This is a genomic window from Kitasatospora atroaurantiaca (assembly GCF_007828955.1).
Lineage (GTDB): Bacteria > Actinomycetota > Actinomycetes > Streptomycetales > Streptomycetaceae > Kitasatospora > Kitasatospora atroaurantiaca.
In genome coordinates, this window is sequence record NZ_VIVR01000001.1 from 3647726 (window position 1) to 3660061 (window position 12336).

A 12336-nucleotide genomic window follows, 5' to 3' on the forward strand; every position below is an offset into this window, starting at 1 on the left:
CTCAGGCCATTGGGCCGTGCGGCACCCGCGCCAGAAGGTCCGCCCGAGTGGCCAGATCCGCCAGCGAGCCAGCGTTGATCACGGTTGCATCGACGGGAAAAGTCGCTAGTTCCGTCTCGCTGACGTGCTCTCGGTTGGCCTTCTCGGCGGCACCTCCGCCGGTCTCGGGCGATCCGGGGCGGACCACCCGGACGAGCTTGAAGCCCCGCACCTGAAGGGCGGTGGCTTCGTTCTCGTACCGGCAGTCGGTGACCACCACGGGCAGCCCCCATGTCTCGGCCACGTCCAGCCGGTCCATGGCGAGGTTCACCCAGAAGTTGGGGTCAACGTCCCGGATGGACTGGCCGAACCTCTGGAGTGTCCGCCGAACCTCCGGCACGGCAGTCTTGGCCTTCTCCCACCCGTGGCGCCGCACCACATCGGACAGGCGGGTCGGCAGGTAGCCGAAATGGCCGGCTTCGGCGCTCACGATCGGGTCCGCTGCCAGCGCAACCGACCTGAGCGGGTCGGCGAAGGCAATCCGGGTGTAGGCGTACCGGCTGACGAGCTGGGCGGCAAGCGTGTCCTTGCCGGAGCGGGCACGGCCGACAAGGGCAATGTTCGGGTAGGTCATGCGGTGCTCTCCCCTGACTGGGCGGACTGTCTCCCGCCAGGGGAGCGCAACGACTTCCCGCTTACTCCGCCGCGCGGTGCTCGCCGGTACCGGGGAAGGCGATCCGCTGCACCGCCTCACCGGCACCCAGGGCAGCCGCGACCACACCCAGGATGAGAGCAGACGGGAGAGTCGGCACGTAGTGTGCGACGAGCGCCAGCACCGCCACAGCGAGAGCGTAGATTCGGGCGGCATGGGCCTTGACGAACTGCATGAGATTCCCTCTCTTTGTTACTATCAGTGAACTTTTCCCACAGAACTCACGGCCGAAAATCCGTCCAGAAACGGACATGCCGGGCGCCGCGGAATTGACTGAGCGTGACGCTCAGTTGAAGAGCCGACCCCAGGTGACCGGGCCGACAATGCCGTCGGAGTCGATCCCCTGGTCACTCTGGAATGCCCGCACGCCGCTGTCAGTGGCGTTGCCGAACGAGCCGTCAGCGCCCCACGGAGCGAGGTACGAGCCGTATCCCCTGTCGATCAGCGCGGACTGAATCTGTCGGACCGTGGAACCCTTGGAGCCCTTGCGGGTCAGGGCGCCGGGGTAGGCCGGTCCGGACGGGGCCGGCGAACCACCACCACCGGGCAGGGTGAGCACCTGGCCGACCGACAGAACGTCCGGGTTGGACAGCCCGCTTGCGGCGGCAATGTCCTGCCAGCGGATGCCCAGGCGCGAACCGATCTCAGACAGGGTGTCGCCGGGCTGCACGGTGTACGTGCCGGACGAGCCGCCGGAGTACGCGGGTCGGCCGAAGCCCATGACGTTGCCCCGCCCACGGACCCGCCGGTACACACCATCGCCGTTGCCCTGGCTTCCCTCGTCGCCCGAAGACGTGTTGCCCTCGATGGTGTGCAGCTCGGCGCCCGGTGCTGAGTCCTCAACGACGAGCCCGACGTGATCGGCAACGCCGTTGTTGTGCCAGGAGTAGAAGACGAGATCACCACGGCGCGCGGTCTCGTCCGACCCGTGCCACTGGCCGCGCTCCCGGAACCAGGTCACGTGGCTGGGGCAGTAGGCGAAGTGGCCGACCACGTCAGCGTTTCCGCTGTCCTGGCCCCATCGGCTCTGCGCCATGTCGCACCACGGGTTGTAGTTCAGCCCGTACCACTCACCGAACTTCGTGTCGTTGTCCGGGCCTTCCTTGTAGCCCAGATCCCCCGCAGCGGCGTTGATCATTGCGTCAGCAGTTCCCATATCTCCCCCTCGTTTGGGCATGCGAAAGCCCCGCCCGGTTCAGCCCGGACGGGGCTCGAATTTCTAGCCTTTATCTGTGCGGCTCCACTGGAATTTCCCGGGCGGCCGGGCTTCCAGTTTCTTGATTTTATTTCGATCAGAAGTGATGCACCAGCGTGCGCCCCGCGCATCCCGAAATTCCGCCTCGACAGGATTTGTGCGCAGTTCGATTTTCCAGGTATAGGTAATACTGTCGCCTACGTTCACGAGAATGTCTCGCGGCACATCCGCCGAGACGAGCGAGTCCTTGTCAATGGCAGCCTCGGAGCTCTGCTCCCTCCCCGGCAGCAGGACCGGAACATCCATGAGCACAGTCCGGGACTTCGAATCGAAAACCTTCGCCTCAAAGATCGGATATTGACTCGCATTGCTAATTACGACCTGGTATTTGAGCTCGCCTTCTTGCTCGGCATGCTGAGCCCAGACGCCCACCTGGTACGCGAGTTCCTGTTTCCTATCCCGCTGTGACACATAATATGTCCGCACGGCAACGCCTACCGCGAGTGCGCTAATCCACGCAGGCACGCTGCCCCAGTCCAGTCCCCACATTCCGCATGTCGCGAGATATCGCATGACCAGAGCCTAGGTATCGCGAGAGGCGCGAGACGCAAACATGGCCACCAGGGGGCCGAGGGGTCACCCGAACGGACCGGTTATCCCTTGCCGGTCGCGTTGGCGATGGTTACGCCCGCCGCGACCACGCCGGAGACTGCCCCAATCGGCAGGTCGTATTTCCGGCGCTCAAGGTCGCGTAGCTGGCCCGGACGGGGCAAGTTGGCGGATTACGTAATCCGTAAGTCAGGCAGCCTCATAGGTGACCTGAATGCGCATGCTCGCGCCTGATGCTCCCCACAGGTAGCCCAGCGCCCCAGGCGAATACCACCCACCATCGGCAGGCTTCACGGCGAAGACCGTGGCGACCGTTGCGGCACGCTCCACGTCGGGAAGAAGGCTCTTCCATGGATTGGAGCCGTCAACGTGCCTGCCGGTCCCTTGCCAGCCCAGGGGGCTCACGCCGGGGTCGGCAGCCGCCATGGGAAGGCTCACGGTGATATTCCCGGTCCCAAGGGAACTTCCAGTTCCCCAGCTCAGCCACGCGACGGCGGTTACGGTCTTGCCGAGAACGCGGTAGCGACCGCTGAAGGTGGAAGAGCCAAGCGCCGTGAGACCGCCCCAGGTCGGGGTATAGCTCTGCCATCCGCCGATGAGCTGCCATGCGGAGCCGTCCCACCGCCAGAGGCCCGATGTTCCGTCCCGGTATTGGCCGGCGTACTGGCCGGTTGCCAACGACCCGTCAGCGATGCCGCGCCCAAGGGTGATGACAGAGTTGTTCCCCTGTCGGACCTTGAGAATGCCGCCTTCGCTGTATAGAAGCGATGCCCCGGCAGATGCGGCAGTTGGGGCCGGTGACGCGTCCTTGAGCGCGAGCAGTCCAGAGCCCCCGCCCAGATCTGCCGTAGCGTCACCGATGCGGATTCCCTTGTCCGCGTAGACGTTTCCGGCAGCGAAGCGGACTGAGCCGGTGTAGCGAACTTCCATGAGATTGACGCCCGGCTTGTCCACGGCGCTTACCGTGAGCGGCCTTTCCACTGATCCAGTGGGGAGAATGAGCGAGGTCGGCCCCCGGACCGTCACCTTGGCATTCGGCGTCAGCGAACTCGTGCCGATTCCGACATTGCCCGTTGAGCGCTCGCCGTAGATCACGCTGGACTTCCACGCTCCGGCGTCACTCCAGTTGGACAGCTCGAAGTTTGAGCCCGCGTCTCCGCCGGACTCCGCCCCGTTGTCCACCTGGTAGACCCAGCGCTCAACGTTGCCGGTCTGGAAGTTGAGCGTTCGGTACGAGCCCGCCGGGCCGCTCATGTTGAGTTCGCCGGTGAGCGTTCCGCCCCACTTCGGCAGAGCGCCCACGGAGTCGGCGTCAAGGACGACGTTCGGCCCATGCTTGCCGTTGACCGAATCGACGGAACCCGGATCGCCCTTCGGGCCCGGAACGGGAACGTAGTTGGGTGTGGTCGGATCAGCCGGAGCTATGTCGGCAAGGTCGACGTCCGGGACGTTCTTCGGCAGCAGCGCCGCAAAGGTGCGTCCTCCGATCACTCCGGACAGGTTTTCCTTGACGAGATACGCCCAGCCGGAAGGGTTCATGTTCGGCGCGTCGGTCGCCGGAAGGGCGATGGAGAACGTGCCCAGCTCGTCAAGGGTCGCAACGACCGGACCTGCGATGAACAGATCGGCGGCCGGAAACGTCAGCATGCTCGGAGCGGAGAACGTGACGGTCCCGGCGAGCGGACGTCCGTCCGGCCCGAGGTAGCGGCCGTGCACGCGGACCGTGGGAATGCTGGCCGGCAGGCTCAGCGGTGTTGTAGACAATGAGCCCCCCGATGTGAAGGACCGCCTACGGACGTCCGTAGGCGGCCCCTTGGCTTGCGTCAGCGGTTCAGTAGCTCGCTGATCTGACCGCGTAGTTCGGCGTTCTCAGACCTGAGTGCCTTGACTTCGGCGACGAGCTTGGCAACCTCCTCGTCCAGGCGCTCGGCTCGCGCCCGGTAGGCTTCCGCCTCTTCCTTCCACGCGTCGTGCATCCCGGCCTTCCACTTCTGCAACGAGAAGGTCAGGAAGACGAGCACGGGAACGACTATCTCAGCCCCGTTCAGCAGGCTTGCAAAGTTCACGGTCTCCCCTCAGAGGTTCATAACTTGCTCGTTGAGATCGGGGGAGCGCGCAACCTTCCACGCAAGGCCGTAGGAGAAGGTTCCAACTGTCGTGGCATCGGGAATGCGGGCAGTCGGCAAACCAACGCAGTACTGCATTGCGCTGATCTTCGCGTTGCCCGTATCGGTAGGCCCAACGTCGATCCAGTCCCAATGGAACTTCTCGCCGTCCCGGACGATGAGCTCACGCCACGACTGCCCGTTTGGGTCCTTCTTCACTTCCGGAAGGTCGAGGCCGGTAAACGGGTCATCAATGCCGCCAACGACGCTCAGATACTTCCGTGCCGGAATCGCTTCCGGACCTATCGCGTACCGAACTTGAAACTCGATGCTGTATACGTCGGTATCCGTCGCATAATTCCAGCCGAACGGGATTCCGTGAATCCAGCGGATCATGCCGGAGGTCAGGAAGTAGTCATCTGCCCCGCTGAGCTGCCACGTATTCGAAGCGGAAACGATCTGCTTCTTGCCGTCACGGGTGTGCCGGTAGGCGGCAAGGCGGACTTCGGGCTCCCGCTTCCCCTTGATCACGCCGTACGTGGTGAACTTCGTTTCGATTCGGTCGAAGACGAGCCCGGTCACATTGGCGATGCTCATTGCGTGCCAGATGTTGTCACCCACAACGCCCCGGTCAATCGGCTCCCACTCCGAAGAGGGGTACCGGTCAAAGGTGTTGATCGGGGCAGGCGCGCGCTCCACGCTGGTCAGCCGGCGGTTCAGGTCGGACAGCTCGTTCACGAGCGAAGGCGGCAGCGCGTTAGCTTGGGTTGGCATTGCTGAACAGCTCCTTATTGGCGAGTGAGAGAGCGATGGTCTCGCGCCCGTTGGTGTCTACGTCGGTCTTCCGTTCCGTCACCACGAAGTCATGGCTGAGCGCGACATAGCCACTGTCCGCACTCACCGTGCACGCGTCTCCAGGCACGAAGTCCTGGGGCCGGAACATGTCCGGGTACAGCGTCAGCGACGGGATGGCCACAGGTGCCATACCGGCGTTCACCGTGGCCTGAGCCTTGAGGATCAGAGTCTGAGTCTCTTTCACATCGCTGTACGTCGTCACGATGTTCTTCGTCGGGATGCGCGTACCGAGATCCGTGTTGGACGAGATTCCCACCAGCTTTTCGCCAGCGCCGTTGTCCGCCCCGACGGCATACGCCGTTGTCGCCAGCGCCGTTGAGTCGTAGGTGACGCTCGTGACATTGCAGTTCTCGCGATGCGTGAGAACGTGCGGGTTCGGGGAACCGGACCGGTCTGAGATCAGGAACCGATTGCCCAGGGTCTTGCCCCTGTCGATCCAGTACGACTCGTACCGGAAGTTGTATCCGCCGATGTTGTCGGCCAGCTCCTCAACGGAATCCGCGACGTTCTTGAGTTCGTACTTCGTCCACTGCCGGGTGCGCTTGCGGCCAGTCGGCATCACTGCGGACAGGTCCGTTCCTACGGCGTTGGGCCGGTTCAGCCACGCCTTGAGAATGTCGGCTATGTCCCAGTCCACCACCGCGAAGCCGTCCGCCAGGTTCCGTCCCTTGTAGTGCGAGTGGTAGCCGGACGCTCCCAGCGTCAGGGTTCCGGCGGCAAGGTCGGCCGCCAGGTTCCACAGAATCCCGCCCCAGACCGGTTCGTCGTCTCGGGTCACGACGAGCCCGCTGCCGCCCGCGTACAGGCTTGTTGGGTCGGCCTGGGGACAGGACAGCGGAATGCCGACCTGAGCCGCCCCAGCGGCGTTCAGCGTCTCCGTGAAGCTGATCCCCGTAACGGGCAGTTGGGCGACTACCGTCCCGGTCCTCAAGACCGTCTGTAGCACCGTGTACCGTGCTGCGCTCATGGGCACCCCCTTGTCAGTGGGACCTAGAGCGCAAGGACTTCCTGGCCGGCTACACCCAGGCTTCGCGCCAGGTGAGTACGGCGGTCGCCTGAACGGTGGCGTCCTCGCTCGTGAGCCTGATCCGGTGGTCCCCTGCCGCGTATTCCGGCCACACCGAACCCGCTGTGACGAGCCCGGTGATATCGGCCCCCGTGCTGGTCGTGACCGTTTGAGCCGCGCTGTCCACGGTGAACGCCCCCGTGTAGGTCACACCGAACTGATAGCCGGTCACGTCGTCAATCAGCACCGGGTTCTTGGCGCTTGCCACATTCACCACAGGACGAGCCGGAATGGCACCTTGCTGAGTGAAGTAGGTGACCGGGGCGGGCAGCGTCGGGGACGTGCTGACACGGACGTTCCGGGGCGCGTCGGCGTACAGCCTCGGATCAGTGGCGTACAGCTCCACCGCGACGTTGCACACCCCGTAGGCGAAGTTCAGATCAAGAGGAGCGGAGCGCTTGCGCGGACGAGCCTTGACGAAGGCTGTGGCGCCCGCCGCGAGCCCAGGGAACCGGAACCGCAGGGGAATCTCCGCCCGACCGGGCCGAAAGGCTGCCTGTAGGCCGTTCAGGGCCTTTGAGAACTCCGCCTTGTCCTTGCCGTACACCTCAACCGTCAGGGTCACGCTCCGCCCGTTCAGGTAGTCGTCGCCGGGCCAGAGTCCGTCACGTTGCACAAGGGCCAGGTCCGAACTCCGAATCTCCGGCAGCGCGAGCAAGCCGTCAACCTGCGCCAGGGACAGGGCGGAGTCGGACGAGCCGATGACAAGCCCGTCGTACTCGCACGTCCACTCATCCAACTCCGCCATGCTGTCCCCCTCTTGAAGCTGAGCACCTACGGACGTCCGTAGGCGCCTACCGTGGCGCGACCCGAAGCGCCCAGGCGACTTCGCGCCCAATGGCGAACGGGTCGGCCTGACTGGTCACGTTGACCACCACGCCGCCCCCAACTCCCCCGGCATGGTTGGGAATCACGGTCGATCCGCGCGGCAGGTTGACCCACTCCGGTCCGCGCTCACCCACGCGGGTCAGGCCGGACGTCGGGCCACCCATGGCGCGGATGCGCGGGATCGGGTTCGCGGGAAGGTTGATCGCCACCGGGCCCCAGCCCAGCCGGTCCGGGATCGCGCGGTTCAGAAGATCAATCACGGTGTTGATCGCGCCCTTCGCGGCGTCCAGCACGGCCGAGCCGATATCCCCGCCAAAACTCGCGAGTTTCGACAGCCCGGACCCAATGCCGTTGATCAGTCGCGAGCCAATATCCATCGCGGCATTGCCGATCGCACCCGCCATGGCAAGGATGCGCTGAGGCAGCGTCACAAAGAAATTGACGACCGTGTTGAACGAGCTCCGGATGAAATCAACCACGTATTGGAAGGCTCCGACCGTGGCGTTCTTGATCGTGTCCCAGTGTTTGATGATGAGGCCGGGTCCGGTGAAGTTCAGGAAGAGGTTCTTCAAGAACTCGAAGACCTGTTGGATCTTCTGCCAGATCCACTCGAAGGCTTCGGCGGTCCATTGCTTGATCTTGTCCCAGTTGGCCCAGATCAGCGCGGCCAGGGCGACCACGATAGCGATGATGATTCCGACCGGTCCCATGGCGATGAGCCACGCAGCGGCCATGCGGGCAGCCTGAACGAGTGCTTCCGCACCCATGGCTATCCAGCTACCAACCACCAGGGCCGCTGAAATGACGGCCTGGGCAGCCGACTTGATCCAGCCGCCCACGACGGCCCAGTGAGCGAGCACCTGACTTGCGGCGCTCGTCGTCGCGGTGGTGGTGCTGGTCACCCAGGCAACGGCGTTGGCAACGGCCGCCGTTGTGGCGTTCACGCCCCAGGCGATCAGCGCGGGCAGCAGGACGACCGTGATGACGCCCGCCAGGATGCCCAGCGGTACCCGGTACTGATCCACGAATCCGGCCGCCGCGCCGATCGCGCTGCCCACGTCGTGAAAGTGACTGGTGACCTTCTCCAGGATCGGCAGAACATAGTTGGCTGTCAGGTCAACCAGGTATTGCTGAGCCTGCCGCCCGAAGGCCGCAAGGCGCGTGCTCGTGTTGTCGTTGAGGGTGTCACCTGCCTTCTGAGCCGCGCCGGCCACCTGCCCCAGACCGGCAACGGCGGTGCTCGGGTTCATCGCGCCCAGGGCCTGGCCCAGGTCTTCCGCCTGAGTGCCGAACAGGCCGACGGCAACCGTGTTCTTGTCAACGGGGTCCTTCAACGCCCGCATCTTGTCGAAGACTTGCTGTGTTGCCTCAGCTGCCTTCGGGCCGCCCTGGGCAATGGTCTCCGTCATCTTCTTCGCGTCAAGGCCGAGCGCCTTGTACGCGGCTGCCGAACCGGCTGAGCCGTCGATAGCGCGAAGTGAGAATTCCTTGATTGCGTCGGCAGCGAGATCGGAGTCACGGGCGCCCGCAGCGAGTGCCTGGTTCATGAGCCCCAGGGCCATCGGGGCACTCATGCCGACCTTCTTGAACTGAACGGAATACTCGTTGAACGTGTCTAGAAGATCCTCGTTCTTGTTGATCCCGAGCTGTGTTCCGCGAACGAGCACATCCATGGCTTCGTCAAAGTTCTTGGCAAGGCCGGTCTTGACCATCTGTCCGGCCGCATTGGCGGTCGGGCCGAGGTCTTCGCCCATGACCTTCGAGACGTTCATGAGCTTCGCGCCGATTCCTTCGATCTGATCGGCCGTCGCTCCGGCGGGTACAAGCCCCTGTTGCCAAAGGGATTTCAATCCCTCGTTGACCTCTTCGACGCTCTCGCCCAGGCCGTCACCGAAAATCTTGCCCGCTGCCGCTCCGAGCGTCTTCGCCTGCTCCGGCGTCGCCCCGATCTGAGCGGCGAGAAGGTTGTTTCCCTTCGCGCGGTCCATCGCTTCGGACAGACCTTCCGTCAGCCCCGCCGCGACAGCGCCACCCCCGGCGAGAGCGAGAGCACCGGCCTTCTTCCCGAAGGTGTCAACGTCCTTCGCGGCCTCTCCGAGCGAATGCGCCAGCTCGGTAATGTCCCCCAGAAGGGTAATCTTGATCGGCTTAGCCGACACTCTCCGGCCCCCGATCCCCCGTTACTGTCCGCATAGCCCGCGGGAGAGTTTTCGCAGACACAGAGTGACAATGTGACTCTGTGCTGATTAAATCCCTCCCGCGGAATATACGGAGCGTTATGTCATGACGGGCGTTCTCCGCTCGCCACTTCCCCCACCCGACCGACCACGGGAAGAGCGCCCCTCAGCCCGCTCCCGTGCCTCAATGTCGTCGGTCATCTGCTCCACCAGAGCGTTGAAGTCCCTCAGCGGCATAGCGCGCACGTCTGCCAGGGTGAGCCCCCGAAAATGCCCCAGCAGACGAGCGCACGTCACTACGCGCTGAGCGCGGAAGGGTCCGCCTTCTTCTGCTTAATCGAGATCCGGAGCCGACCGGCATCCGCAATGGAAAAGGTCGGATCGGTCCGGCGCTTGATCACGACCGCCATAGCGCGGAGCATCTTGCCCCGACGGACGCCGGGCTGAGCGAGGGAATCGAGCGGCGCGTCAATGATCTCCTCGATCGTCTCGATCTCCTCAATGGACAGGGAGTCGATATCGACGGAAAGAAGCTCGCCCATGTCAGCGGTGTTCTTGGCCATTTTCGGTGTCTCCTAGCTCTCAAGCTTCTCGCGGATCACGTCGGTGATCTCGCGTTCGTACGTCTCCGACACCTCGTCGGAGGTTCGCGCCATTGCCCGGTATAGGAACCGGTTCGCTCTGATGTGCCGCTTCGGGAATCCGAAGTGAATTGCCCCGGCGTACGGCACCCGAGAAGCCGAACCCGCCTTGATCACAGCGCTGTTCGCAGATGCGAGAACCGTGATGGACTTCTCCAGCTTTCCGGGCTTGTACTTCTTCGAGTCCTTGCGGGACCGGTGACCGCTCGGCGCGGTCTTGCGCGCTTCCGGTTTCACGATCTCGGCGGCAGCCTTGTTGACCTCACGGACCCGCTTGTTCAGGTCGGAGTCCTTGAGCTGCCGCAAGGCGCGCTTCAAGTCGTCCAGCCCCTCAACGCGGACCGTGAACGCGGAATCAGCCACCGGAAGGCGGAGCCGGCGGGGTCGCGGACGGCTCAACGTACGTGACCCGCATGGCCGGTGAACCGTCGCCGGGGTCGAGCACCCGGAAGGGCAGCTTCATCGCGGTCACGTCGTCAACGGACGCTTCCGGCGACTCGCCCGTGAGCTGGATTGCCGGGAACTCCCAGCGCATCGACGTGCCCGGAGTGAGCCCCGCAAGGTCGATGGTCAGGCCCAGGATCTCACCGGCTAGGAACGCCTCGTACAGGGGCAGCGTCGCGTCTGTGAACTCGCCCTCGAACGAGCCTTCAAAGGTCGGCACAGCGGCCCGTACGGGCTTGCGCTTGAGCGAGCTGCCCCGCAGGAACCGGCGGTCGGTCTTGAGCCCCAAGTCCGCCTTGATCTCCAGCTTGGACGCGTCAACCGGGGCCGACACACCTGCCCGCTTGAGCGTCAGGGCGGTACGGGTCCAGTCGTAGGCACGGGCGCTCGCCGGGTAGACCGGGGCGAGGATCTGAGCCGGGACCTTCGTGTGTGAGACGTCCTGGAAGTCGAAGCCGACCTTGAGCCCGACGGCCCCCTTGAGATCGGCCGTCAGCGTGAACTCCGTTGCCACGCAACCGATGTGCTTGTAAGCGACCCGCGTTCCCTCAACGGTCGGGCGGACCATCTGAGCCGTCCACGACGGGGCACCGGAGTACACGCCGGTTTCGAGAACGTGAGTCGTCTTGCCGCCCGCGTCCGTCGCGGTGTGCTTGTCGAACACCGCCCGGAGCACGTCCCCCGCGCCCACGTCCAACAGGTCTAGCTCAAGCTCGCCTTCCCCGCCCATGTTGATGATCGTTCGCCGGTCGGCGCGGGCGGTCTGTAGGCCGGCACGGAAGCCCACCGACTCAATGAACTCCCGACTCACCTTCCACGAATCGGACTTGCCCTCGTAGCCGGTCAGTGCGGTAGCGGCAGTTCCGTAGTCGGACTCAGCGCCGATACCAATGGATGCGTCTAGCGCCATGGCCCCCCCTAGGTTTCTCGTCCGCGCACCCTCACGCGGACTGTCAGCGCGCTGTACGCGCCGTCTGTGGTCTCCGCCGTGTCCACCTGGGCGGACTCCGGCCGTACGTCGATCAGCCCAGGCACGGCCCCCAGGTCGAGGGAGCGGCAGGCTTCGGCGATGTGCTCACGAAGGCCGTAAACGGCCCGCTCCGCCACGATCGGCCCACCGGGCGAGATGACGAGCGCGTGAGCTTCCACAACCCCGCTCACGGCCGTCGGCTTGCGTCCCCCCGCCCGCATGGCGACAGGCTCAAGGTCGTCTTCGGTGGTCTCCCCCAACCACACCTGAGAGCGCCTGTCCGCCTTGCCCGTGTCCGCGAAGGTGCATTGCACCCCAGCGGGAACGAGCACCTTGAGCCGGTCGAACAGGGCAACCTTCGCCTCAAAGATCAGCGTCACGGCAGCCCCTACAGGAAGAAGAACGGCAACCGCACGCGGTACCTGTTCAGTTGGGCATTGACTTCCGGCAGGCTCGTCGGACGCCAGTTGCCGCCCGCCTGGGCCAACTGGATTGAGCCGAACTCGGATTGAAGCTGTAGCGCCCGGTCCGGCACCCGCGACACGAGATCTAGGCAGTACTGCCGGGCGAGCGTCCGCACACACCACCGGATCGTCTCCGGGGGCGCGTCGGTCCCCTCCCACTTGCGACCCGTGTAGGTCTCGACCGTCTCAACGGCGTACGCGAGAGCGTCACTTACCGTCTGATCGGGGAAGAGCGCCACGTCTTCCATGCCGTCGAGCGCCCGGACTTCGGCAACCGTTGCGTAGGACATG

Annotated in this window: 15 protein-coding genes; all 15 read right to left on the reverse strand. The window is 64.6% G+C overall.

What is annotated here, in order from left to right:
* Position 1 precedes the first annotated feature (1 nt).
* Entirely contained in the window at positions 2-613 is a 612-nt protein-coding gene (locus tag FB465_RS16820; protein WP_145791601.1) for a deoxynucleotide monophosphate kinase family protein, read from the reverse strand.
* Positions 614-674: 61 nt separating this feature from the next.
* Entirely contained in the window at positions 675-866 is a 192-nt protein-coding gene (locus FB465_RS16825; RefSeq protein ID WP_145791602.1) for a hypothetical protein, read from the reverse strand.
* Positions 867-977: 111 nt separating this feature from the next.
* A complete protein-coding gene (locus tag FB465_RS16830; protein WP_170290611.1) occupies positions 978-1847 on the reverse strand; it encodes a PGRP and LysM peptidoglycan-binding domain-containing protein in 870 nt (289 codons plus the stop codon).
* A 63-nt stretch (positions 1848-1910) separates the two neighbouring features.
* A complete protein-coding gene (locus tag FB465_RS16835; RefSeq protein ID WP_145791606.1) occupies positions 1911-2459 on the reverse strand; it encodes a hypothetical protein in 549 nt (182 codons plus the stop codon).
* Between the two features lie 225 nt (positions 2460-2684).
* Entirely contained in the window at positions 2685-4142 is a 1458-nt protein-coding gene (locus FB465_RS16840; RefSeq protein WP_145791608.1) for a hypothetical protein, read from the reverse strand.
* A 176-nt stretch (positions 4143-4318) separates the two neighbouring features.
* On the reverse strand, positions 4319-4561 hold the full coding sequence (locus FB465_RS16845) for a hypothetical protein (RefSeq protein WP_145791609.1): 243 nt from the start codon (positions 4559-4561) through the stop codon (positions 4319-4321).
* A 9-nt stretch (positions 4562-4570) separates the two neighbouring features.
* Positions 4571-5374 (reverse strand): hypothetical protein, encoded by an 804-nt coding sequence (locus FB465_RS16850; protein ID WP_145791611.1) that lies wholly within the window; start codon positions 5372-5374, stop codon positions 4571-4573.
* Entirely contained in the window at positions 5358-6422 is a 1065-nt protein-coding gene (locus tag FB465_RS16855) for a hypothetical protein (protein WP_145791613.1), read from the reverse strand. The genes FB465_RS16850 and FB465_RS16855 overlap by 17 nt, the downstream gene beginning before the upstream one ends.
* Before the next feature lie 49 nt (positions 6423-6471).
* Positions 6472-7269 (reverse strand): hypothetical protein, encoded by a 798-nt coding sequence (locus FB465_RS16860; RefSeq protein WP_145791615.1) that lies wholly within the window; start codon positions 7267-7269, stop codon positions 6472-6474.
* A gap of 46 nt (positions 7270-7315) precedes the next feature.
* Positions 7316-9508 (reverse strand): phage tail tape measure protein, encoded by a 2193-nt coding sequence (locus tag FB465_RS16865; RefSeq protein WP_145791616.1) that lies wholly within the window; start codon positions 9506-9508, stop codon positions 7316-7318.
* Positions 9509-9822: 314 nt separating this feature from the next.
* A complete protein-coding gene (locus FB465_RS16870) occupies positions 9823-10089 on the reverse strand; it encodes a hypothetical protein (protein ID WP_145791618.1) in 267 nt (88 codons plus the stop codon).
* 12 nt (positions 10090-10101) lie between these two features.
* Positions 10102-10530 (reverse strand): HK97-gp10 family putative phage morphogenesis protein, encoded by a 429-nt coding sequence (locus tag FB465_RS16875; RefSeq protein WP_145791620.1) that lies wholly within the window; start codon positions 10528-10530, stop codon positions 10102-10104.
* A complete protein-coding gene (locus FB465_RS16880; RefSeq protein ID WP_145791622.1) occupies positions 10523-11521 on the reverse strand; it encodes a phage tail tube protein in 999 nt (332 codons plus the stop codon). The genes FB465_RS16875 and FB465_RS16880 overlap by 8 nt, the downstream gene beginning before the upstream one ends.
* An 8-nt stretch (positions 11522-11529) precedes the next feature.
* Complete coding sequence (locus FB465_RS16885) at positions 11530-11961, reverse strand: hypothetical protein (RefSeq protein WP_145791623.1); 432 nt, start codon at positions 11959-11961, stop codon at positions 11530-11532.
* An 8-nt stretch (positions 11962-11969) separates the two neighbouring features.
* The gene (locus tag FB465_RS16890) at positions 11970-12335 is read right to left on the reverse strand and encodes a hypothetical protein (protein WP_145791625.1); all 366 of its coding nucleotides are present in this window, start codon (positions 12333-12335) and stop codon (positions 11970-11972) included.
* Position 12336: the final 1 nt, after the last annotated feature.